General features: G+C 67.3%; 22 protein-coding genes. 11 read left to right on the plus strand and 11 right to left on the minus strand.

Going from position 1 to position 21608, the window contains the following annotated elements:
* Positions 1-65: 65 nt before the first annotated feature.
* Positions 66-2372, plus strand: coding sequence for a glycoside hydrolase family 3 N-terminal domain-containing protein (locus FHY06_RS05690; protein WP_184603776.1), 2307 nt, complete (start codon positions 66-68; stop codon positions 2370-2372).
* A 19-nt stretch (positions 2373-2391) separates the two neighbouring features.
* Here FHY06_RS05690 and FHY06_RS05695 read toward each other — a convergent pair whose 3' ends face one another.
* Positions 2392-2751, minus strand: coding sequence for a hypothetical protein (locus FHY06_RS05695; RefSeq protein ID WP_019652158.1), 360 nt, complete (start codon positions 2749-2751; stop codon positions 2392-2394).
* A gap of 167 nt (positions 2752-2918) precedes the next feature.
* Here FHY06_RS05695 and FHY06_RS05700 point away from each other — a divergent pair, with 167 nt between their 5' ends.
* The 4 genes from FHY06_RS05700 to FHY06_RS05715 are packed head-to-tail and all read left to right on the plus strand — an operon-like array spanning position 2919 to position 4591.
* Complete coding sequence (locus tag FHY06_RS05700) at positions 2919-3431, plus strand: GNAT family N-acetyltransferase (protein ID WP_221404098.1); 513 nt, start codon at positions 2919-2921, stop codon at positions 3429-3431.
* Positions 3432-3444: 13 nt separating this feature from the next.
* Positions 3445-3927, plus strand: a complete 483-nt coding sequence (locus FHY06_RS05705) for a hypothetical protein (protein WP_184603780.1) — start codon at positions 3445-3447, stop codon at positions 3925-3927.
* Between the two features lie 20 nt (positions 3928-3947).
* Positions 3948-4244: a hypothetical protein gene (locus FHY06_RS05710; protein WP_184603782.1), complete on the plus strand. Its 297-nt coding sequence runs from the start codon at positions 3948-3950 to the stop codon at positions 4242-4244.
* Positions 4241-4591, plus strand: coding sequence for a VOC family protein (locus tag FHY06_RS05715; protein ID WP_184603784.1), 351 nt, complete (start codon positions 4241-4243; stop codon positions 4589-4591). Before FHY06_RS05710 ends, FHY06_RS05715 begins: the two co-directional genes overlap by 4 nt.
* A gap of 30 nt (positions 4592-4621) precedes the next feature.
* On the opposite strand, the gene FHY06_RS05720 is transcribed toward FHY06_RS05715, so the two are convergent.
* From FHY06_RS05720 to urtA, 9 genes are all read right to left on the minus strand, one after another.
* Positions 4622-5917 carry an aspartate carbamoyltransferase gene (locus FHY06_RS05720; RefSeq protein ID WP_019652156.1) on the minus strand — a complete coding sequence of 432 codons (1296 nt, stop codon included), beginning with the start codon at positions 5915-5917 and terminating at the stop codon, positions 4622-4624.
* A gap of 142 nt (positions 5918-6059) precedes the next feature.
* Positions 6060-6410: a hypothetical protein gene (locus FHY06_RS05725; protein ID WP_020722905.1), complete on the minus strand. Its 351-nt coding sequence runs from the start codon at positions 6408-6410 to the stop codon at positions 6060-6062.
* 200 nt (positions 6411-6610) lie between these two features.
* Positions 6611-6952, minus strand: a complete 342-nt coding sequence (locus tag FHY06_RS05730; RefSeq protein ID WP_132751317.1) for a zinc ribbon domain-containing protein — start codon at positions 6950-6952, stop codon at positions 6611-6613.
* A 22-nt stretch (positions 6953-6974) separates the two neighbouring features.
* Positions 6975-8207, minus strand: a complete 1233-nt coding sequence (gene fmdA, locus FHY06_RS05735) for a formamidase (protein ID WP_126182110.1) — start codon at positions 8205-8207, stop codon at positions 6975-6977.
* A 39-nt stretch (positions 8208-8246) separates the two neighbouring features.
* Complete coding sequence (urtE, locus tag FHY06_RS05740; RefSeq protein WP_019652152.1) at positions 8247-8948, minus strand: urea ABC transporter ATP-binding subunit UrtE; 702 nt, start codon at positions 8946-8948, stop codon at positions 8247-8249.
* A 1-nt stretch (position 8949) separates the two neighbouring features.
* Positions 8950-9693, minus strand: a complete 744-nt coding sequence (urtD, locus tag FHY06_RS05745; RefSeq protein WP_019652151.1) for an urea ABC transporter ATP-binding protein UrtD — start codon at positions 9691-9693, stop codon at positions 8950-8952.
* Positions 9694-9708: 15 nt separating this feature from the next.
* A complete protein-coding gene (gene urtC / locus FHY06_RS05750; RefSeq protein ID WP_126182111.1) occupies positions 9709-10908 on the minus strand; it encodes an urea ABC transporter permease subunit UrtC in 1200 nt (399 codons plus the stop codon).
* Between the two features lie 94 nt (positions 10909-11002).
* On the minus strand, positions 11003-11917 hold the full coding sequence (gene urtB, locus FHY06_RS05755) for an urea ABC transporter permease subunit UrtB (RefSeq protein ID WP_019652149.1): 915 nt from the start codon (positions 11915-11917) through the stop codon (positions 11003-11005).
* Between the two features lie 153 nt (positions 11918-12070).
* Positions 12071-13336, minus strand: coding sequence for an urea ABC transporter substrate-binding protein (gene urtA, locus FHY06_RS05760; protein WP_019652148.1), 1266 nt, complete (start codon positions 13334-13336; stop codon positions 12071-12073).
* A gap of 241 nt (positions 13337-13577) precedes the next feature.
* Here urtA and FHY06_RS05765 point away from each other — a divergent pair, with 241 nt between their 5' ends.
* From FHY06_RS05765 to FHY06_RS05775, 3 genes are all read left to right on the plus strand, one after another.
* Positions 13578-16982 carry a hybrid sensor histidine kinase/response regulator gene (locus FHY06_RS05765; RefSeq protein WP_260310048.1) on the plus strand — a complete coding sequence of 1135 codons (3405 nt, stop codon included), beginning with the start codon at positions 13578-13580 and terminating at the stop codon, positions 16980-16982.
* Positions 16960-17856 carry a response regulator transcription factor gene (locus FHY06_RS05770; RefSeq protein ID WP_019652146.1) on the plus strand — a complete coding sequence of 299 codons (897 nt, stop codon included), beginning with the start codon at positions 16960-16962 and terminating at the stop codon, positions 17854-17856. Before FHY06_RS05765 ends, FHY06_RS05770 begins: the two co-directional genes overlap by 23 nt.
* A 90-nt stretch (positions 17857-17946) precedes the next feature.
* A complete protein-coding gene (locus tag FHY06_RS05775; RefSeq protein ID WP_184603790.1) occupies positions 17947-18717 on the plus strand; it encodes a TIGR04325 family methyltransferase in 771 nt (256 codons plus the stop codon).
* Between the two features lie 13 nt (positions 18718-18730).
* Here FHY06_RS05775 and FHY06_RS05780 read toward each other — a convergent pair whose 3' ends face one another.
* Entirely contained in the window at positions 18731-19225 is a 495-nt protein-coding gene (locus tag FHY06_RS05780) for a Spy/CpxP family protein refolding chaperone (RefSeq protein WP_184603792.1), read from the minus strand.
* A gap of 224 nt (positions 19226-19449) precedes the next feature.
* On the opposite strand from FHY06_RS05780, the gene FHY06_RS05785 reads away from it, so the two are divergent.
* The 3 genes from FHY06_RS05785 to FHY06_RS05795 all read left to right on the plus strand — a co-directional run bounded on the left by FHY06_RS05785 (position 19450) and on the right by FHY06_RS05795 (position 21568).
* The gene (locus FHY06_RS05785; RefSeq protein ID WP_019652143.1) at positions 19450-20349 is read left to right on the plus strand and encodes an SPFH domain-containing protein; all 900 of its coding nucleotides are present in this window, start codon (positions 19450-19452) and stop codon (positions 20347-20349) included.
* A 40-nt stretch (positions 20350-20389) separates the two neighbouring features.
* Complete coding sequence (locus tag FHY06_RS05790; protein WP_019652142.1) at positions 20390-20602, plus strand: type II toxin-antitoxin system antitoxin; 213 nt, start codon at positions 20390-20392, stop codon at positions 20600-20602.
* A 99-nt stretch (positions 20603-20701) separates the two neighbouring features.
* A complete protein-coding gene (locus FHY06_RS05795) occupies positions 20702-21568 on the plus strand; it encodes a substrate-binding domain-containing protein (RefSeq protein ID WP_240649862.1) in 867 nt (288 codons plus the stop codon).
* Positions 21569-21608 lie beyond the last annotated feature (40 nt).

Consider the following 21608-nt stretch of genomic DNA (forward strand, 5'->3'; position numbering starts at 1 on the left):
GGCAACAACCAGCGCCAAAACCCACCGTCCTGGGACGACTCCCGATATCTGCAGAATAGGAGCCCATGCACGTCCGACTCCCGCGCCTTCCGGCGCGCTCTCTCGCCCCCGCCTGCGCCCTCCTCTCCTTCGCGCTCCTCCTGCCGTCCGCATCGGCCGCCCCCGATGCGTCGACGGCTGCGTCCCGGCAACAGCAGGACGCCGACGCCCGCATAGAAGCCCTGATCTCCCGCATGACGGTGCAGGAGAAAGCCGGCCAGCTCAGCCTGTACGGGCCCGCCGACATCGACACGCCCAACAATCCGCAGGCCGGCTGGCGCAACGCCCAGCAGGAGACAGCCGACGTTCGCGCCGGCCGTCTCACGGGCCTTTTCAACAACGCGGGCCTCGAAGGCAAGCGCAGGCTGCAGCAGATCGCGACCAGGGAATCGCGCCTGGGCATTCCGCTGATCTTCGGCGCCGACGTGATCCATGGCTTTCGCACGATGTTCCCTATGCCGCTGGCCGAAGCCTCGAGCTGGGAGCCCGCGCTGGCGGAGCGCACCGCACGCGCCGCGGCAGTGGAAGCCACGGCCGACGGCTTCCGCTGGACCTTCGCGCCAATGGTGGACATCGCACGCGACGCGCGCTGGGGCCGCGGCCTCGAAGGCGTGGGCGAGGACGTCTTCCTCGCGAAGCAGTTCGCGGCCGCGCGAGTCCGCGGCTTCCAGGGCCCGGATCTCTCCCGGCCCGACTCGATGCTGGCCACGCCCAAGCACTTCGCGGCCTACGGGGCGGCCGAGGGCGGGCTGGACTACAACGCGAGCGACATCTCCGAGCGCACGCTGCGCGAGGTGTACCTGCCTCCGTTCCGCGCGGCACTGGACGCGGGCGCGCTGTCGGTGATGAGCGCCTTCAACGAGATCGGCGGCGTGCCCTCCACCGCCAATCCCGCGCTGCTGACAGGCGTGCTGCGCGACGAATGGAAGTTCCGCGGCTTCGTGGTCTCCGACTACACGGCCGACGAGGAACTCGTGGAGCACGGCTACGCGGCCAACCCGCGCGAGGCAGCCAAGCAGGCCTTCATGGCGGGCACCGACGTGAGCATGCAGAGCGGCCTGTACATGCGCTACCTGCCCGATCTCGTCGCCTCGGGCGAAGTGCCGATGTCGCGGCTCGACGAGGCCGTGCGCCGCGTGCTGCGCGTCAAGCAGAAGCTGGGCCTGTTCGACGACCCCATGCGCGGCCTCGACGGCCTGCCCGCCGCACAGCGCCCCGAGAACCCCGAATTCATCTCGCTGGCCCGCGAGAGCGCACGCCGCTCCATCGTGATGCTGAAGAACGAGCGCATGCTGCTGCCGCTGCCCAAGGCCGGCACGAAGATCGCGCTGATCGGCCCCTTCGCCGAGGGCACCATCGACCTGATGGGCGCCTGGAGCCTGTTCCCCGGACAGTCGGCGCCGGTGGGCATCGACCAGGGCCTGCGCACGGCGCTGGGGCCCAATTCGTCGGTGAACGTGGTGCGCGGCTCTGGCATCGAATCGGCGCTGCCCGGCGGCATCGAAGCGGCGGTGGCCGCCGCGCGCGATGCCGACGTGGTGCTGCTGGCCATCGGCGAAAGCCAGAAGATGTCGGGCGAGGCACGCTCGCGCAGCGACATCGGCCTGCCGCAGGCGCAGCAGGACCTGGCCGAGGCAGTGGCCGCCACCGGCAAGCCGGTGGTCGTGCTGCTGAGCAACGGCCGCGCGATGGCGCTCAAGGGCGCGGTGCGCAATGCGCGCGCCATCCTAGTGACCTGGTTCCTCGGCGTGCAGACCGGCAACGCGATCGCCGACGTGGTGTTCGGCGACTTCAATCCCTCGGGCCGGCTGCCCGTGAGCTTTCCGCAGACGGCCGGTCAGGTGCCCTACTACTACGGCCACAAGCGCACCGGCCGCCCCTCGCCCGAGAACGTACCCGACATGGCCTTCAAGACCCGCTATGTCGATGCGACGAACGAGGCGCTGTACCCCTTCGGCTTCGGCCTCGGCTATGCACCCGTGCGCTACGACAACGTGGAACTGAGCAGCGAGCGCATGCCGCTGTCGGGCACGCTGCGCGTGCGCGCCACCGTCACCAACACCGGCACCCGGGAGGCCGAGGAAGTGGTGCAGCTCTACATCGGCGAACGCGCCGCGAGCGTCACGCGGCCGGTGCGCGAGCTCAAGGGGTTCCGCAAGCTGAGCATCGCGCCGGGTGCGTCGGAGATCGTCGAGTTCACGCTCACGGCCGACGACCTATCGTTCATCGGCCGCGACATGAAGCCCATCGTGGAGCCTGGCGAATTCGACCTGTGGGTGGCGCCTTCGGCCGCGAGCGGCATCCGCAAGCGCTTCGTGCTCACGCGGGACTGAGGCCCGGCCCCACCTCGTCCTACTCGCCCATCGCGTGCTCGACCGGCGAACCCGACGGGTTCGCCGACGCCACGGGCGGCGCCACCTGCGACTCCATCACCTCGGTCGGGTGGATGCCGTTGTTCGCGCGAATCGCCTCGGCCTGCACCTGGGCGCGATCGGCGCCGGACACGCTCGGTGCCGGCTGCGACTCGGCAACCTCGGTCGCATGGACGCCGTTGTTCGCGCGCGCGGCCTCGTCGGCCACCGCATCGCGCGACTGCGTGGAATGCGAGAGCTGCGGGTAGTCCGGATCGGCACGCCCGCCCGCATGCGCGAGCGATGCCAGCACCAGCGCGGGCGCAGCGGCGATGCACAGGGCAATGGTTCGAACTCTCATGGCTGTCTCCTTGAGTTGAGTGATGACGACGGATTCACTCTAGGGCGCGGTACTTATCGGCCGCTGAGGGGCTGCTTAGGTTGGGGTGAGGGTTCGCTTAGGCACGCGTGAGCATGTGCGGCGCAGCCAAGCTCTATATTCGACCGCTTCGCTCTCGGAAATCATCTGTGGACACAACGTACGCCGAAGCCTCGCCGATCGCCATTCGCCGCGCCAGGCCCGGGGATGCCAAGGGCATCGAGAACCTCTATGGCGAGCTTGTAGACAGCGCGAACGTGTGCGTGTTGCCGGAGCGCATCGCAGAACTTGAAGATGACCCAAGAACCTCGCTGCTCGTGATGGAGGACAAGGGTGTGCTGCACACGACGGCGCTCCTGATCTTCTGCGCCGACGTGATGTACGCGACCCAGCCATTCGCGATCGTCGAAAACATCGTCGTGAGCTTGGCATCTCGTGGCAGAGGCCTGGGGACTGCGTTTCTGCGGCACATCGAAGAGGAATGCATCGCGCGTGACTGCACCAAGATCATGTTGCTGAGCGCCGTCGAGCGCGGCAGAGCGCACAACTTCTTCGAACGATGCGGGTTCTCCGGCTCGAAGAAGAAAGGTTTCGTCAAGTACCGGCGAGCTTTCCGCAACGGCGCCGGATCCAGTCCCGTCAGCATTGCACGCAAGACATGAGGATCGATTCAAGATGACACGATTCACGCTGACCGAAGCAACACCTCTGGTTCCCGAGGGCCTTCGCTGCCGCTTCCTTCTGGCTGATCCGGCGCAAACAGACCGGATGACGGTGCTTGTCGTTTCCTTTGAAGGCGAGTATCCGGAGGGTAGCCTCGGCAACGGCCATGCCAGCTACATTGCCACAAGCACACTGACGGGCCTCAAGGCATTCGACGCGGACTGCGTGATCCTGGACTTTCGCGCCATGACGTATCGCTGGGGCAATTCGTTGCTCCAGGTGTTCCATGACGTTGCACAGTTTCGTGGCGAGGAAGGAGAGCCCGGCGCGCCACCCTTCCCGGTGCTTGCCGTCACTTCGAAAAGATCCCGAGCGGGATTCCTGTCGCTGGTCACCCCCACCGGCCGTCCAGCGCCAGACTGGCATTTAGAAGACATCGACGAGGCGATCGCCCACGGCGTCCGGAGGGCAAGGGAATGGCTGGATTTCATCTGAAGGATTCAAGAGAGGCCCGCATGGCCATCGCCGCCATTCCCTTCGATCGGGCGTTGGATCTCGTCTCCGACACCGACGCGGGCACCTATCGGTTCCGCTCGGACGGCAGCGTCGTCGCCACCATCGGCACGAAGAACGGTCCGGTGGCCGCCCCCGTCTTCAGCTATCGCGTCGTGTCTCCCCACCGTCTCGAGATCGTGGGTTCCGACGGTCACGTCGATCAATGGACAGGTATCCGCGTCGAGGGCAACCTGCTGCACGCCGAGTGCAACGGCCGGGCCCGAACCTTCACCATCAGGAAAACAACGGTCTCATGAAAGTCAAACGCCTGGTCGCCAACTTCGCCACCCCCGATCCCGCACGCGCCGCCGTGTTCTACAAGGACATCCTCGGCCTCGACCTGCTCATGGACCACGGCTGGATCCAGACCTACGGCTCGCAGGCCGGCATGACGGTGCAGCTGAGCTTCGCATCCGAAGGCGGCTCGGGCACCGCGGTGCCCGATCTGTCCGTCGAGGTCGATGACGTGGACGAAGCCTTCGAGCGCATGAAGGCCTCGGGCTTCGACATCGAATACGGCCCGGCCGACGAGCCCTGGGGCGTGCGGCGCTTCTACGTGCGCGATCCGTTCGGCAAGCTGGTCAACATCCTCTCCCACACCTGACACGCCTGACGCACCCGACAGCCGCGGGCCTCAGTCGAGCCCGTGGAAGATGCTGTCGTCCGGCCCGATGTGCGAAGGCGGTGTCCAGGCGGCGTCGCGCATCGAGCGGCTCACCAGCTTGTCCACGCCCAGCAGCGTGGCGAAGATGGCCATGCGCACCGGGATGCCGTTGTCCGTCTGGCGGAAGATGGCCAGGCGCGGATCGTTGTTCAGGTCGACGCTGAGGTCGTGGGAGCCGGGGCGGCTGTCGCGCGGCAGCGGGTGCATCACGACCACCTCGGGCTTGCAGGCCGATTCGATGAGCGCGCGGTTGATCTCGAAGGCGTTGTCGAAGCCTTCCAGCACTTCGTCGTGCGCGAAGCGCTCCTTCTGGATGCGCGTGGCGTAGATGATGTCGGCGCCGGCCAGCCCCTGGGCCGGCGTGGCGGCCGTCTCGACCACGTGGCCGTTGCGGCTCACCGCATCGACGATCTCCTGCGGCATGGCCAGCGAAGGCGGCGAGATCAGCGTGAACTTCAGGCCCTTGTACAGCGCCAGCAGCTTGATGAGCGAGTGCACGGTGCGCCCGTATTTCAGGTCGCCGACCATCGCGATGTGCGCGCCGTCGACCAGCTTGCCCAGACGCGAGAACTCGCGCTGGATGGTGTAGAGATCGAGCAGCGCCTGGCTCGGATGTTCGCCCGGGCCGTCGCCGCCGTTGATGACGGGCACGTTGGTGGCGCGCGCGAACTCCGTCACCGAGCCCTGCTCAGGGTGCCGCACCACGATGGCGTCGACGTAGCCGCTGATCACGCGGCTGGTGTCGTAGATCGACTCGCCCTTGGCCATCGAGGAGAAGGTGAAGCCCGTGGTGTCGCACACCGAGCCCCCCAGCCGGCAGAACGCGGCACCGAAGCTCACGCGCGTGCGGGTGCTGGCCTCGAAGAACAGATTGGCCAGCACCGCCCCTTCGAGCACGCGGCTCACCTTGCGGCGGCGCGCGATGGGCTGCATCACGTCGGCCAGTTGGAACAGCTCGTCGATGGCGTCGCGGTTGAACTGGCTGACCGACAGCAGGTGGTGCGAGCCCTCGACCGCCATGGACCTGCGCAGCGCCCCATCATGTGCGCTTTGCGTATATTCACCGCGCCGACCGTCGGAAGCGAGGATCTCGCTCACGAAGCGCCGCGCAACCTCGGGCATGGCCCTGAATTCATTGGATTCATCGGGCAGCAGCCAGGCGTCGAGCGCCCTTCTTCGGCTGCCGATGCGCTCCGCGAAGGCGTCGCGCGTCATGTTGAGTTGACGCATCGCGTCGCGGAGGAGCACCTGTTGCGGCATGTTCATGGCCGCAAATATATACTCAATGCGTATATTTTCAAAGCGCTTGGGCAACAAGGTGAATCGGCCGCCCATGAAAAAAGCGGGCCTTTCGGCCCGCTTCGTCCTTTTTCAGGCAACCGCCGCAGCAGCTGCCGGTGTCACCTGATTACAGGCCAGCCTGGCGCGTGAACGACACGCTGGGCTTCTTGTACGCAGCCGGCACTTCGTCGCGGTAGAAGGCGCGGCGGTCGAGGCTGGCGAGCGGGTCGTGCGCCTTGGCGACGGCTTCGGCCTGGACAGTGGCGCGGTTGGCGGTCGACGTGAAGGCCTGGGCGCCAGCGGAGGAGGCTTCGCTGTATTCGTTGCCGACGCGAGCGGCGGCAACGGCTTGCGGAGCGACTTCGGCGCGGCTCACCGAGGAGTTCACGACGTGCACGCCGTCATAGGTTTCTGCTTGGGCGCCGGCAGCAGCCAGGAGCGAGAGGGCGGCAGCGGCGAGGATCTTCGAGGCATTCATTTCAATCTCCTTCAGGGCAAACGGTTGGTTGGTGAGGAGAAGTTTGATCCTGATCGGCATCAAAAAACGCTCGCAAAATGAACCGCGGCGTTCACAGGATTGAAACAATGCAGCCTCTTGAAAAGAAACTGGTCAATAGGGGGTTCATCCCTCCCCTTCCCCCTTTTTCCTTCCTGCTGCCTGGCTCGCGGCACTGTTCTTCAGTGGCTGATCATCCAGGGGCGCCTCGACGGCGCCGCCTTCGCGCCGTTGGGCGCGGTCACCGTCGCCCCTCGCTTGCCCGATCCGCAGCACCCGCAGCCCGCCGGATGGCGAAGCCGCGCATAGTCGCGAGAGCTCACGGGCTCGTGCCGCGCGCGCTCGTTGGTCTCGATGGCGCGGCGCGTGCCCGAGGCCATCAGCGCGAGACGCGGCGCGGCCGACAGCACGCGCGGCGAAGCGCTGCCGCAGTCGGGACACGCGGCCGGCTCGTCGCGCAGGCCCGAAGGCCGCAGCGCCTCGAAGCCGCCGCAATGCCCGCAGGCGTAGTCGTAGGTGGGCATGGACGCGCGCCTTTCTCTTTCTTCAACGCAGGTCGGGCGACAGCGGCATGCTCACGCTGCCGTCGATCATCTTCACCGGGCCGGCGGCGCTCGGGTTGATGTCGAAGTCGAAGATGCCCGTGGGCAGCCACAGCGTGGCGCACGAATTGGGCACGTCCACCACGCCGCTGATGTGCCCCTGCACCGGTGCCGTGCCGAGGATCGAGTAGGCCTGAGCGCCCGAGTAGCCGAACTTCTTCAGGTACTCGATCGCGTTCAGGCAGGCCTGGCGGTAGGCCACGTTCACGTCGAGGTAGTGCTGCTTGCCGCTCTCGTCGACCGAGATGCCTTCGAAGATCAGGTAGTCGTTGTATTGCGGCGTGATGGGGCTGGGCTTGAAGATCGGGTTCTTGATGCCGTACTTGGCCATGCCACCCTTGATGAGGCTGACCTTCATGTGCACCCAGCCGGCCATCTCGATGGCGCCGCAGAAGGTGATCTCGCCGTCGCCCTGGCTGAAGTGCAGGTCGCCCACGCTCAGGCCCGCCCCATCGACGTACACCGGGAAGAACACCTTGGAGCCGCGCGACAGGTCCTTGATGTCGCAGTTGCCGCCGTGCTCGCGCGGCGGCACGGTGCGCGCGCCTTCCGCGGCGGCCTTCGCCCTCGCCTCGCCGGTCATCTTGCCCATGTGGGCGGTGCCGGCGAAAGGCGGGTTGGCCAGGCCGGGAACGCGGTCCGGGTCGGTGGCGATGAGCGCCTTCTCGCGCTCGTTCCACATGTCGAGCATGGGCTTGTCGGGCAGGCAGCCGATGAGGCCGGGGTGGATGAGGCCCGCGAAGTTCACGCCCGGCACGTGGCGCGAGCTGGTGAACATGCCCTTGAAGTCCCAGATCGATTTCTGCGCTTCGGGGAAATGGTCGGTGAGGAAGCCGCCGCCGTTCTTCTTGGAGAAGAAGCCGTTGAAGCCCCAGAGGCTGTCCTGCTTGGCGCCGATGTCCAGCAGGTCGACCACCAGCAGGTCGCCGGGCTCGGCGCCTTTCACGCCTACTGGGCCCGAGAGGTAGTGCACGGTGCTCAGGTCGATGTCGCGCACGTCGTCGGCGCTGTCGTTGTTCTTGATGAAGCCGCCGGTCCAGTCGAAGGTCTCCAGGATGAAGTCGTCCCCCGGGTTGACCCAGCAGGCCATCGGGATATCCGGATGCCAGCGGTTGTGGATCATCTCGTTCTCGGTGGGCGGCTTGGTCAGGTCGACCTTGATCAGCGTGTCCGTCATATGCAGTGGCTCCTGGTTGGGTTGTGTTGAACGGAAGAATCAGACAGAGAGATAGGCCTTGATGCGCTCCACGTCGGTCTTGTCGCGCGCCGTCTCGTGCACGAGGCGTCCGCCCTCGATCACGAAGAGCCGGTCGGCCACGTCCATCGCGAAGCTCAGCACCTGCTCGGACACGACGATGGTGATGCCGCGCAGCTTGCGGATCTCGTTGAGTGCCTTGGCGATGTCCTTGATGATCGAAGGCTGGATGCCTTCGGTGGGCTCGTCGAGCAGGAGCACCTTGGGGTCGGTGACGAGCGCGCGCGCAATCGCCAGCTGCTGCTGCTGTCCGCCGGAGAGGTTGCCGCCCTTGCGGTTCTTCATGTCCCACAGCACCGGGAACAGCGCGTATATCTCCTCTGGAATGCGCCGCGTCTTCGAGTTCTCCAGGCCGGTCTGGATGTTCTCCTCCACCGTCAGCGTCGGAAAGATCATGCGGCCCTGGGGCACGTAGGCGATGCCCTTGGCCACGCGGCGGAAGCTCTCGTCGCGCGAGACGTCCTGCCCCGCCACCTCGATGCGCCCGCTCTTGAGCGGCAGCACGCCCATGAGGCTCTTGAACAGCGTGGTCTTGCCCATGCCGTTGCGGCCCATGATGGCGACGGTCTCGTTGGCATGGCCGTCGAACGAGATGCCGTGCAGGGCCTCGCTCTGGCCGTAGGCGACGTGAAGGTCCTCGACCTTGAGGTTGATGTTGCTCATGTCAGTGCCCCAGGTAGACGTCGATGACCTTCGGATCGGCCTGCACCTTCTCCATCGGCCCTTCGGCGAGGATCTTTCCCTGGTGCATCACCGTGACCTTGTGCGCGATCTGCTTCACGAAGGCCATGTCGTGCTCGATGACGATCACGGCGCGGTTCTGGCAGATGCGCTTGAGCAGCTCGGCGGTGAGCTCGCGTTCGCGTGCACTCATGCCGGCGATGGGCTCGTCGAGCATCAGCAGCTCGGGCTCCTGCATCAGCAGCATGCCGATCTCCAGCCACTGCTTCTGGCCGTGGCTCAGCAGGCCGGCCTCGGTGTCGAGCCTGTCGGCAAGGCCTATCTCTTCGGCGACCGCCTGCACCCTGGCCTTGACCTCGTCGTCGCACTTGAAGGCGAGCGCGCCGAACACCGAACGCCCTTTGGGAAACGACACCTCCAGGTTCTGGAAGACGGAAAGGTTCTCGTAGATCGACGGCGTCTGGAACTTGCGTCCGATGCCCAGGCGCACTCGCTTGTGCTCCGCCATTCTGGTGAGCTCGGTGTTCCTGAACTTGATGCTGCCGGCGCTGGCGCGGGTCTTGCCGCAGATCAGGTCGAGCAGCGTGGTCTTGCCGGCGCCGTTGGGGCCGATGATCACGCGCAGCTCGTTGCGGTCGATGTACAGCGTCAGGTCGTCGATGGCCTTGAAGCCATCGAAGGAGACGGTGAGGTCTTCCACGGCGAGCGCGAAGTCGGTGTTGCTCATGGATGCTGGCTCCGGTCAGGCGCGCTGGCTGCCGACGCCTTCGGGCAGCGTCGGTTCGGGCGGGGTCGATGTGGCGGACGGCGCGGGCACGGCAGCGGAAGCGGCGGGCGGCTTCACAGCGGCTTCGCGCAGCGCCTGGCGGCGCGACTTCCACCAGGGGCGGATCTTCTCTTCCCACACCCCGGCGAGCCCCATCGGGAAGGCCATGGTCACGCCGATGAAGAGCGCCGCCATCAGGAACAGCCACAGGTCGGGGAAACTCTCCGAGAACAGCGTCTTGCCCGCATTCACCAGCAGCGCGCCGTACACCGCGCCCACCAGGCTCATGCGGCCGCCCACGGCGCAGAAGATCACCATCTCGATGGAGGGCACGATGCCCACGAAGCTCGGCGACATGAAGCCCACCTGCAGCGCGAACATCGCGCCGCCGATCCCCGAGAGCCCCGCCGCCAGGCAGAAGATGAAGACCTTGAAGTTCGAGACGTCGTAGCCGGAGAAGCGCACGCGGTCTTCCTTGTCGCGCATCGCCAGCAGCAGCGTGCCCAGCTTGCTGGTCTGGATCCAGCGGCACAGCAGGATGCTGCCCACCAGCAGGCCGACGCAGACGTAGTAGAGGACGTACTTGGCGCTGTCGGTGCGCGTGTCCCAGCCCAGCAGGGTCTTCAGGTCGGTCATGCCGTTCACGCCGCCGGTGTAGCCCTGCTGGCCGATGATGAGCACGGTGCAGATCAGCGCCACCGCCTGCGTGATGATCGCGAAGTACACCCCGCCCACGCGCCGCTTGAACATCGCGAAGCTGATGAGCCAGGCCAGTGCCATCGGCGCGAGCACCACGAGCGCGAGGCTCACCGGCAGGCTCTTGAACGGCAGCCACAGCGTGGGCAGCTCGGTGATCTGGTTCCAGTCCATGAAGTCCGGGATGCCGGGCGTGGTCTGGATCTTGGTCGACACCGGATCGGAAGCCTCGAGCTTGAGGAACATCGCCATCGCATAGCCGCCGATGCCGAAGAACACCCCCTGCCCCAGGCTCAGCACGCCGCCATAGCCCCACACCATGACGAGGCCCACGGCCACGAAGGCGTAGGTGAGGTACTTGCCCACGAGGTTGAGGCGGAAGATGTCGAGCGACAGCGGCAGCACCACCGCGAGCAGCAGCACCAGCAGCAGCAGGCTGCCGAGCTGGTAGCGCTGGATCGAGGCCTTGATGAAATTCATCGATGACTCCAAAGCAGGAAGAGGGAATTGAAGGCGCGCAGGATCCGTAGCGAGCGGTGCGAGATCGGATCGCGCAGCAGGTTCATGCGTGCCTTCAACGGCGGACCTTGACGGCGAAGAGACCCTGCGGGCGCAGCATCAGGATGAAGACGATCAGCGACAGCGTCAGCACCTTGGCCATCGAGCCGGTCATGAAGAACTCCGAGACCGACTGCGTCTGCGCGATGCCGAAGGCCGAGACCACCGTGCCGAACAGGCTGGCCGCGCCGCCGAAGGTGACGACCAGGAAGGCGTCGACGATGTAGAGCGACCCCGAGGTGGGCCCGGTCGAGCCGATGGTGGTGAAGGCCGCGCCCGCCACGCCGGCAATGCCGCAGCCGATGGCGAATGTGAGGCGGTCGGTCTTCTTCGTGTCGATGCCGGTGGCGTTGGCCATGGTGCGGTTGGCCACGGTGGCGCGCACCCTCAGGCCCCAGCGGCTCTTGTGCAGCGCGACCAGCACGCCGCCCGTGACCAGCGCGGTGAGCGCGAGCACGAACAAGCCGTTGATCGGGATGTCCAGGCCCTCGTGCGGCGTCCACGAGCCCATGAGCCATTCGGGCAGCGTGGGGCTCACCTCCTTCGGCCCGATGAAGGTGCGGAAGATCTGCTGCAGCCCCAGGCTCACGCCCCAGGTGGCCAGCAGCGTGTCGAGCGGCCGCTTGTAGAGGTGGCGTATCAGCACCCACTCCACGATCCAGCCGACGATGAAGGCGAAGACGAAGGCCAGCGCGATGGCGATCGGGAAGTAGTACGGCATGAACTCGGGCGCGAGGCTCTCGGTGACGCGCGCGGCCAGGTAGATCGAGTAGGCGCCGATGGTCATGAACTCGCCATGCGCCATGTTGATCACGCCCATCTGGCCGAAGATGATCGCCAGGCCCAGCCCCATCAGCAGCAGCACCGCGAAGAGGCTCAGCCCCGCGAAGCCCTGCATGAGGCCGATGTTCAGCATGTCCGACAGAGTCATGGCAACGGATTCCGATGTTTGGGGTATTGGCTCCTTCCCCCTTTGGGGGAAGGTTGGGATGGGGACAGACGGCGCCTGCGAGCGCAAGGCTTCATCGATGGTTGCCTGCCCCCACCCCTGCCCTCCCCCGGAGGGGGAGGGAGAAAGACACGGTTACTGGTAGCCCTTCGGGAACGGATCCGGCTTGATCAGCTCGGCCGACTCCGCCACCACCTTGAAGGTGCCGTCCGCCTGCCCCTGCCCGATGCGCGCCTTGCTCCACAGGTGGTGGTTGGCGTCGAGCTTCACGTAGCCCTCGGGCGCGGTCTTGAGTTCGATGCCGGGCGATGCGGCCACCACCTTGTCGACGTCGAAGCTGCCGGCCTTCTCCACCGCGGCCTTCCACAGCCAGGGTCCGAGGTAGCCGGCCTGGGTCACGTCGCCGATGACGGCGTCCTTGCCGTACTTGGCCTTGAAGGCTTCGACGAACTTCTTGTTGTTCGCGTTGTCCAGCGTCTGGAAGTACTTCATCGACGAGTAGAAGCCAGCGAAGTTCTCGCCGCCCACGCCGGTCATCTCGTCCTCGGTCACGGCCAGCGTCAGCAGGAACTGCTTGTCGCCGGTGATGCCCGCGGCCTTCAGCTGCTTGTAGAAGGCCACGTTCGAGCCGCCCACCACGGCCGCGAAGATGCAGTCGGGCTTGGCCACCTTGATCTTGTTGATCAGCGAGTTGAAGTTGGTGTGGCCCAGCGGGTAGTACTCCTCGCCCTTGACCGAGCCCTTCTGGAAGTTCTCGATGTGCTTGCGCGCGATCTTCATCGAGGTGCGCGGCCAGATGTAGTCGGAGCCCACCAGGAAGAAGGTCTTGGCCTTCTTCTCCTTCGCGCCCCAGTCCAGGCCCCAGATGATCTGCTGCGTGGCCTCCTGGCCGGTGTAGATCACGTTCTTGCTCTGCTCCAGGCCTTCGTAGAAGGTCGGGTAGTACAGCAGGCCGTTCTCCTTCTCGAACACCGGCAGCACCGCCTTGCGCGAGGCGCTGGTCCAGCAGCCGAAGACGGCCGCGACCTTGTCGTTGACCAGCAGCTTCTTCGACTTCTCGGCGAAGGTGGGCCAGTCGGAGGCGCCGTCTTCCTTGATGACCTTGATCTTGCGGCCCAGGATGCCGCCCATGGCGTTGATCTGGTCGATGGCGAGCTGCTCGGCCTGGATGGAGCCGGTCTCCGAGATGGCCATGGTGCCGGTGGACGAATGCAGCTGGCCCACCGTCACCTCGGTGTCCGTCACGGCGAGCTTCGTCGTGTTGACCTTGGCCGTGGGGAACTGGCCCTGGCCGAAGCTCAGGCCGCTGAGGCCCATCACGGGCAGCGCGGCGGCGCCCTGCAGAAGGCGGCGGCGGCGCAATGCCATGGCATCGAGGGAAAGATCGGAATCACGCGACATCAGGAAACTCCAGGCAGGTTGTTGGAAAGGAAGGCCGCGCACCATCGAAGTGCATCGGACGGTGCCCCGAGCACCATGGCTGGAACTTTAGAAATCACCGGCGTATGCGCGAATACGTCATTCAACGTAGCGGCGAGGGCCCCCCGTGCCTGCAGACTCGCGAGCCAGAAACCGGTGGAAGCACGCAGGGAGCGCTTCTTGCTGTACCCGGGCCATGCCACCGCCGCCGCGAGAACCCGCCATGCAATCCGTCTCCGGACAGAAGATCTTCCGCATCCGCCGCGACTACAACGCCTGGGTCGCGAACGAGACGCTGGAGGACTACGCGCTGCGCTACACGCCGCGCAGCTTCCGCAAGTGGTCGGAGTTCCGCGTCGCCAACGCAGCCTTCGGCGCCACCTCCTTCCTGGCGCTGGAAGCCATCGGCGGGGCGATCGCGCTGAGCTACGGCTTCTCGAACGCGCTGTGGGCCATCCTCGTGGTCGGCCTCATCACCTTCCTCACGGGCCTGCCGATCTCTTACTACGCGGCGCGCCACGGCGTGGACATGGACCTGCTCACGCGCGGCGCGGGCTTCGGCTACCTGGGCTCCACGCTCACCTCGCTGATCTACGCGAGCTTCACCTTCATCTTCTTCGCGCTGGAGGCGGCCATCCTCGCGCTGGCGTTGCAGATGTACCTCGACTGGCCGCTGTGGCTGCTGTACATGGTGTCGTCGATCGTCATCATCCCGCTGGTTGCGCGGGGCATCACGCTCATTTCGGGGCTGCAGCTGTGGACGCAGCCGATCTGGATCGTGCTGTTCATCTGCCCCTTCGTCGCGGTGCTGGTGAAGAAGCCGGAGCTCTACGCCGACTTCACCGGCCTCGTAGGCCGCACCTCCGACAGCAGCGGCTTCGACCCGCTGATGTTCGGCGCCGCCGCCACGGTGGCCTTCTCGCTGGTGGTGCAGATCGGCGAGCAGGTCGACTACCTGCGCTTCCTGCCCGAGAAGACCGCCGCCAACCGCGTGCGCTGGTGGACGGCGGTGCTGGTCGCGGGCCCTGGCTGGATCGTGCCGGGCATGCTGAAGATGATGGGCGGCGCCTTCCTGGCCTTCCTCGCGCTGCAGCACGAGATACCGGCCAACCATGCGGTCGAACCCACGCAGATGTACCTCACGGGCTTCTCCTACGTGCTGCGCGATCCGGCCTGGGTGCTGGGCATCACGGTGCTGTTCGTGCTGGTGTCGCAGATGAAGATCAACCTCACGAACGCCTATGCGGGTTCGCTGGCATGGTCGAACTTCTTCGCGCGGCTCACGCACAGCCACCCGGGGCGCGTGGTGTGGCTGGTGTTCAACGTGGCCATCGCGATCCTGCTGATGGCGCTGGGCGTGTTCGCGGCGCTGGAGCACGTGCTGGGCTTCTACAGCAACATCGCCATCGCCTGGGTGGGCGCGCTGGTGGCCGACCTGGTCATCAACAAGCCGCTGGGCTGGAGCCCGCGCACCATCGAGTTCAAGCGCGCGCACCTGTACGACATCAACCCGGTGGGCCTGGTGTCGATGCTGGTGGCGGCGGCGCTGGCCATGCTGGCGTACTCCGGCACGCTGGGGCAATGGGCGAAGGCCTTCTCGCCCTTCATCGCGCTGGCCACCGCGATGGCGCTGTCGCCGCTGCTGGCCTGGCGCACGCATGGGCGCTACTACCTGGCGCGCAACGACATCGAGCGCTGGACGCCGGGCCAGGCCGTGAAGTGCTCGGTGTGCGACAACAGCTTCGAGTCGGAGGACATGGCGCACTGCCCGGCCTACAGCGCGCCGATCTGCTCGCTGTGCTGCACGCTCGAGTCGCGCTGCCACGACCGCTGCAAGACCGATTCGCGCGCGGCCGAGCAGATGAGCGGCTGGCTGCAGGCGCTGCTGCCGCCTGCCCTGTCGGCGCGCCTGAACTTCCGCGTGGCGCACTACCTGCTCGTGGCAGCGTCGCTCATCGCGCTGCTGGCCACCGTGGTGGGCGTGGTCTATGCACAGGAAGCGCTGGCGGGCACCAGCGACACGGTCATGGCCACGGCCTTCCTGAAGGTGTTCGCGCTGCTTTCCGTGGTGGCGGCCGTGGCCGCGTGGTGGGTGGTGCTGGGCAGCGAGAGCCGGCAGATGGCGCAGGAGGAGTCGAACCGCCACAACAACCTGCTGGCGCTGGAGATCGAGGCGCACCGCCGCACCGACGCCGCGCTGCAGGCCGCCAAGGAAGCCGCCGAGGCCGCCAACCAGGCCAAGACCCGCTACGTGGCCGGCATGACGCATGAGCTGCGCACGCCGCTCAACAGCATCCTGGGCTATTCGCAGATCCTGCTGAAGGGCGACTCGGTGAAGCCGCCGCGCGAGGCGGTGCAGACCATCCACCGCAGCGGCGAGCACATGCTGGGCCTGATCGACGGCCTGCTCGACCTCGCGCGCATCGAGGCCGGCCGGCTGCAGCTGGAGCCCGCGCCGCTGGCGCTGCCGGCCTTTCTCGACCAGCTCGTGCACATGGTGCGCCCGCAGGCCGAGAACAAGGGCCTGGCCTTCGTCTACACGCACGCGGGACGGCTGCCGCCTTGGGTGCATGCGGACGCGAAGTGGCTGCGGCAGATCCTCATCAACCTGCTGACGAACGCGGTGCGCTTCACCGACAGCGGCACCGTCACGCTGCACGTTGACGCCCGCCGCGAGGTGCTGCGCTTCGACGTGGCCGACACCGGCATCGGCGTGGCGCCGCAGGACCACCAGCGCATCTTCCTGCCCTTCGAGCGCGGCGCGGCGGGCCGCCGGCGCGGCGAGCCGGGCACGGGGCTGGGCCTGACCATCACCGGCCTGCTCACCTCGCTGATGGGCGGCGAGCTCAAGCTCGCGTCGACCTCCTCGCAGGGCAGCACATTCAGCGTGCGCGTGTACCTGCGCGAGGTGGCCGACCCCGGCCCGCAGGCCGGCAAGGCGGGTGCCGTGCGCCAGCCCGTGTCGGGCTACATCGGCGAGCGCCGCACGCTGCTGGTGGTGGACGACCAGCCGGTGCAGCGCCAGATGCTCGCGGGCATGCTCGCGCCGCTGGGCTTCGAGGTGCGCGAGGCCGCCAGCGGCACCGAATGCCTCGACAGCCTGCGCGAGGAACTGCCCTCGGCCATCCTGCTCGACCTGACGATGGACGACATGGACGGCTGGCAGACCGCCGCGTCGGTGCGCGCCTCGGGCTTCGGCGAGATCCCGATCATCATCGTCTCGGCCAACATGTTCGAGAACCAGGCCGAGCGGCTGCGCGCGGCGGGCTGCCAGGCCTTCGTGGGCAAGCCGGTGATCGAGTCGGAGCTCATCGCCACGCTGGAGCGCCACCTCGGCCTCGAATGGCTGGCGGCCGGCGACGCCCTGCCGCCGAACGCCCGCGACGACGATGCGGACACCGCACCGCGCCCCAGGCAGCTCGACCTGCCCGAAGACGACCGCGCCGAGCTCATGCGGCTTGCACAGATGGGCCACGTGCGCGGCCTGCACACCGCGCTCGACCGGCTGGCCGCTTCCTCGCCCTCGGCGGCGGCCACATGCACCTGGCTGCGCGGCATGGTCGCGCGCTTCGAACTCGACAAACTCCGCAACGCACTGTCAGAAGATGCAGACACCCTCGCTCCCTGATTCGCCTTCGGCCGAACGCCCCGTGGTGCTGGTGGTGGACGACGCCCCCAGCAGCCTCGGGATGCTGTGCGACACCCTCGAGGCCAGCGGCTACACCGTGCTGGTGGCGGCCGACGGCGAGGCCGCGCTGCAGCGGCTCGAACTGGTGGTGCCCGACGCGATCCTGCTCGACGGCCTGATGCCGGGCCTCTCGGGCTTCGAGACCTGCAGGCGCATCAAGGCCAACCCGGCGCTCGCGCACATCCCGGTGCTGTTCATGACGGGCCTGTCGGAGACCTCGCACGTGGTCGAGGGCTTCGAGTGCGGCGGCGTCGACTACGTGGTGAAGCCGATCCGCGCGCAGGAAGTGCTGGCGCGGCTGCACACGCACGCGCGCAACGCGCGCATCACCCGCATGGCCCGCGACGCGGTGGACGTGGCGGGCATGGGCGTGGTCTTCGTCGACACGCGCGGGCGCATCGCATGGCGCTCGCCGCAGGCCGCGCTGTGGCTGCATGCGCTCGAGGTCCCGCCGGCGCCGGGCCTGCTGCCGGGCTCGCTGGAAGCGGCGCTGGCGCCGGGTGCGGTCATCGCCGTCGGCACGTCCACCGGCATGCGGCTGTCGGTGCGCAACCTCGGCGCGGCGGCGCTGGGCGAGACGATGCTGCTGTTCGCCGTGCAGCGCGAGGGGCCGGCCGCGCGGCTGGCCGATGCGGCGCTCACGCCGCGAGAGACTGAGGTGCTCTCGTGGCTCGCCAAGGGCAAGACGAACCGCGACATCGGCGAGATCCTGGGCACCAGCCCGCGCACGGTGAACAAGCACCTGGAGCACATCTTCGAGAAGCTGGGCGTGGAGACGCGGGCGGCCGCCGCGGCGTTGGCGAGCGGTATGTAACCCCCATGGGGTAACTGCCCCAACCGCACTGGGCTATAGCGCCTTCGCGCTCCCGTTGCGCCCAGAATGGGCGAGCCAACGGAGAACGAGATGCTCAACAGCCTCCTGCAATTTCCTGCCCGCGAAAGCGCGTACAGGCGCAAGTTCCTCAACAACACCGACGAGAACCTGTTCATGGGCTCGTTCGACAGCTTCGCCGCGGCCGAGGCCGGGGCGCCTTCCAGCAAGGCCGTGGGCTATGCCAACGCCGACGCAGGGGAGCTCTACAGCCCGCAGATCTACTTCTACGACTACCCAGGCCTCTTCTGGCTGGGCCGCTCCATCGACGCGGGCATGATGCGCGTGTTCGACCTCGGCGGACACGTCGGCATCAAGTACTACGCCTTCCGCCGCGTGCTGAGCTATCCCTCCACGCTGCGCTGGACGGTGTGCGACGTGCCCGGCGTGGTCGAGAGCGGCCGCGCGATGGCCGTCAAGCGCGAGGCGACCGAGCAGCTGGGCTTCACCACCGACTACCGCGATGCGAGCGGCTGCGACGTGCTGTACGTGTCGGGCAGCCTGCAGTACCTGCCGGTGCGCATGGACGCAATCCTTTCCGAACTGACGGTGAAGCCCCGGCGCATCGTGATGAACACCACCGCCGTGCACCCGGAGCGAACGATCTACACGCTCAACAGCATCGGCATCGCGGTGTGCCCCTACCGCATCCAGCACCACGACGAGCTGCTTGCGGACCTCTCGCGCTCCGGCTACCGAAAGCGCGACGTGTGGCGCAACGAAGGCAAGCCCATCGAGGTGCCTTTCGTCGAGGGCGGCGACAAGCCCTACTACGCGGGCTGCTGCTTCGACCTGATCGACTGACTGATCAGGGCGATCAGGGAATGACCGCCGGCAGGTTCTGGTCGGCCGTGTGGCGCTGCTCGGGCGTCATCGACTCGTAGAGCTTCGACAGCGCATCGCTCACCGCCTGCATGCGGTGCGCACGATCCTGTGCCTGCATCGCGCGCTGCTGGACGAACTGCACCGCGTTCAGGTCGTCGGATGGCGCGGCGGCCGTCATGCCGGGGCGGCCGGCGAGCTCCCAAACCGCGTCGGAGAAACGGTCCCACAGCGGCGACTGCTCGGGCGTGACCATGAGCTGCAGGCGCAGGTCGTAGAGCTTGTCGCGAATCTTCCCTGCGGCTGTTGCCGGCGTGGTGAGGCCTTCGCCGGTGCGCGAAGCGGCGGAGCTGTCGGGCCGCGCGCCGCGCCGGCCGCCGCCCATGCCGGGACCACCTCCACCAGCACCGAATTGCGCGAACCCCTGGCCGCTCACGGCGACGAGGGCGGCGGCAAGTGCGAGGCGTTGCAGGGAGCGGTTCATGGTCATGGCTGGAGTCCTCGGTGGCCGGCCCTCCGAAGGGCCACCGCGAATTTCAGGCGCGGCGGCTGTCGCCTGCGTTGCGAGCCCGTAAAGCGGCGGTAAAGCGCGCCGTCTTTACCTTGGCGCCGGCAGCGGGCGGCGGAAAACCGGCGCGCTTGCCGGGACATCCAAAACATCTTGACTGGTCCTAAAAAGATATTAGAGTGATATCACTTTCAACGGAGGCAGTGATGCAAGAGAAGACCCCCAACATCAATCCGCGACCGGTCCGCATGGAGCGCCCCTACCGGTCGATCAACGGCTATGGCGTTTCCGCCGTGGTGCTGCTGCTGATCGCCATCGGCGTCTGGGCGATCGTGCAGCGCCTCATGCCGCTGCCCATGAGCGTCCTGCTGATCGTGGTCGGCCTCGTGCTGATCCCCGGCCTCTACATGCTGCAGCCCAACGAGGGCATCATCCTCACGCTCTTCGGCCAGTACCAGGGCACCGACCGCTCCGAGGGCCTGCGCTGGACCAACCCGCTGCAAAGCGGCCAGAAGATCTCGCTGCGCGCACGCAACCTCAACACGCCGCCGCTGAAGGTGAACGACAAGCGCGGCAACCCCGTGGAGATCGGCGCAGCGGTGGTCTGGCGGGTGTACGACACGGCGCAGGCCGTCTTCGAGATCGACGACTACAACAAGTTCGTCGCCATCCAGTCCGAGGCCGCCATCCGGCACCTGGCCACCCTCTACGCCTACGACAGCGGCGACGACCTGCCCAGCGAGGAAACCACGCTGCGTGCCGGCCTCGACACCGTGGCCGACGCGCTGCGTGACGACCTGAACCGCCGCTTCGCCAGCGCGGGCGTCGAGGTGCTCGACGCAAAGCTCACACACCTGGCCTACGCCCCCGAGATCGCACAGGTGATGCTGCGCCGCCAGCAGGCGGTGGCCATTGTGAGCGCGCGGCACCAGATCGTGTCGGGCGCGGTCGGCATGGTCGAGGCGGCGCTCAAGGGCCTGTCGGAACGCAACCTCGTCGTGCTCGACGACGAGCGCAAGGCCTCGATGGTGTCGAACCTGCTGGTGGTGCTGTGCTCCGACCGCGAGACGCAGCCCGTGGTGAACACCGGTACGCTCTACACCTGAGGCGCGAACCGTACGCTCCCTCCCGATCCGTACCCATCCGATGGCCAGTCCCGGCAAGAAAGCCTACCCCCTGCGCATCGATCCGGCCCTGTGGGCCGAGATCGAGCGCCTTGCCGCGCAGGAGCTGCGCAGCGCGAACGCGCAGGTCGAGTTCCTGCTGCGCGAGGGGCTGGCCCGGCGCGGGCGGCTGCCGGGCGCGGATGCAGGCAGGAGCACTCCCGACAAGCCCGAGGCACCCGAGGCGCCTCAGTGATAACCCCGACTTCGCTGAAGGCCGAATGACAGCCCCGGCTTCTACGATGACAGCGGCACGCGGCGACCGCGCCGCAATCCTCTTCCTCCTGGAGACATCGTGACGAAGCCCTTCAAGACCCCCTCTTCTTTCCGCTCTTCCTTCCCCTCTTCCTTCGGCGCCCTCACCCGCCGCGCCGCGCTACCGCTGGTCGCGGCCCTCGCGCTCGCAGGCTGCGGCAGCCTCGGCACCACCAGCAGCAGCAAGCCCGCGGGCGGCGCCGACATCCACGTCATGACCTCCGGCGGCTTCACCGCCGCCTACAACGACCTGCGCCCCGAGTTCGAGCGCAGCACCGGCCGCAGCGTGAAGACCGCCTACGGCGCCTCGATGGGCAATGCCGAAGACTCCATCCCCAGCCGCCTCGCCCGCAACGAGCCGGCCGACGTGGTGATCCTCGCGCGCCCCGCGCTCGATGCGCTGGTGGCCGAAGGCAAGGTGGTGCCGGGCAGCCAGGTCGACCTGGTGCGCTCGGCCATCGGCTTCGCGGTGCGCAAGGGCGCGCCCAAACCCGACATCAGCACGGTCGACGCGCTCAAGCGCACGCTGATCGCAGCGCCGTCGATCGCCTACTCGGCCAGCGCGAGCGGCACCTACTACGAGACCGAGTTGCTCAAGAAGCTCGGCATCGAGGACCAGGTCAAGCCCAAAAGCAAGCGCATCCTGAGCGAGCGCGTCGGCTCCGTGGTGGCGCGCGGCGACGCGGCGCTGGGCCTGCAGCAGGTCAGCGAACTGCTGCCCATCGCGGGCATCGACTACATCGGACCGCTGCCTGCCGAAGTGCAGCGCGTGACGGTGTTCTCCGCCGGCATCGCCAGCGCCTCGAAGCAGCCCGACGCGGCGCGGCAGCTCATCCGCTACCTCAATTCGCCCGCAGCGGCTCCCACCATCGCCAAGACCGGCCTGGAGCCGCTGACGGCGCGCTGATCTCCCGGAGCCCCGGCCGGGCGCGTACCGACGGTCGGGC

The sequence above is a fragment of the Variovorax atrisoli genome, assembly GCF_014195185.1.
In the GTDB taxonomy this organism is placed as follows: Bacteria; Pseudomonadota; Gammaproteobacteria; order Burkholderiales; family Burkholderiaceae_C; genus Variovorax; species Variovorax atrisoli.

Coding starts and splice junctions, on each gene's coding strand:
- FHY06_RS05690 (WP_184603776.1), top strand. CDS start 66: ATGCACGTCCGACTCCCGCGCCTTCCGGCGCGCTCTCTCGCCCCCGCC.
- FHY06_RS05695 (WP_019652158.1), bottom strand. CDS start 2,751: ATGAGAGTTCGAACCATTGCCCTGTGCATCGCCGCTGCGCCCGCGCTG.
- FHY06_RS05705 (WP_184603780.1), top strand. CDS start 3,445: ATGACACGATTCACGCTGACCGAAGCAACACCTCTGGTTCCCGAGGGC.
- FHY06_RS05710 (WP_184603782.1), top strand. CDS start 3,948: ATGGCCATCGCCGCCATTCCCTTCGATCGGGCGTTGGATCTCGTCTCC.
- FHY06_RS05715 (WP_184603784.1), top strand. CDS start 4,241: ATGAAAGTCAAACGCCTGGTCGCCAACTTCGCCACCCCCGATCCCGCA.
- FHY06_RS05720 (WP_019652156.1), bottom strand. CDS start 5,917: ATGAACATGCCGCAACAGGTGCTCCTCCGCGACGCGATGCGTCAACTC.
- FHY06_RS05725 (WP_020722905.1), bottom strand. CDS start 6,410: ATGAATGCCTCGAAGATCCTCGCCGCTGCCGCCCTCTCGCTCCTGGCT.
- FHY06_RS05730 (WP_132751317.1), bottom strand. CDS start 6,952: ATGCCCACCTACGACTACGCCTGCGGGCATTGCGGCGGCTTCGAGGCG.
- fmdA (WP_126182110.1), bottom strand. CDS start 8,207: ATGACGGACACGCTGATCAAGGTCGACCTGACCAAGCCGCCCACCGAG.
- urtE (WP_019652152.1), bottom strand. CDS start 8,948: ATGAGCAACATCAACCTCAAGGTCGAGGACCTTCACGTCGCCTACGGC.
- urtD (WP_019652151.1), bottom strand. CDS start 9,693: ATGAGCAACACCGACTTCGCGCTCGCCGTGGAAGACCTCACCGTCTCC.
- urtC (WP_126182111.1), bottom strand. CDS start 10,908: ATGAATTTCATCAAGGCCTCGATCCAGCGCTACCAGCTCGGCAGCCTG.
- urtB (WP_019652149.1), bottom strand. CDS start 11,917: ATGACTCTGTCGGACATGCTGAACATCGGCCTCATGCAGGGCTTCGCG.
- urtA (WP_019652148.1), bottom strand. CDS start 13,336: ATGTCGCGTGATTCCGATCTTTCCCTCGATGCCATGGCATTGCGCCGC.
- FHY06_RS05765 (WP_260310048.1), top strand. CDS start 13,578: ATGCAATCCGTCTCCGGACAGAAGATCTTCCGCATCCGCCGCGACTAC.
- FHY06_RS05770 (WP_019652146.1), top strand. CDS start 16,960: ATGCAGACACCCTCGCTCCCTGATTCGCCTTCGGCCGAACGCCCCGTG.
- FHY06_RS05775 (WP_184603790.1), top strand. CDS start 17,947: ATGCTCAACAGCCTCCTGCAATTTCCTGCCCGCGAAAGCGCGTACAGG.
- FHY06_RS05780 (WP_184603792.1), bottom strand. CDS start 19,225: ATGACCATGAACCGCTCCCTGCAACGCCTCGCACTTGCCGCCGCCCTC.
- FHY06_RS05785 (WP_019652143.1), top strand. CDS start 19,450: ATGCAAGAGAAGACCCCCAACATCAATCCGCGACCGGTCCGCATGGAG.
- FHY06_RS05790 (WP_019652142.1), top strand. CDS start 20,390: ATGGCCAGTCCCGGCAAGAAAGCCTACCCCCTGCGCATCGATCCGGCC.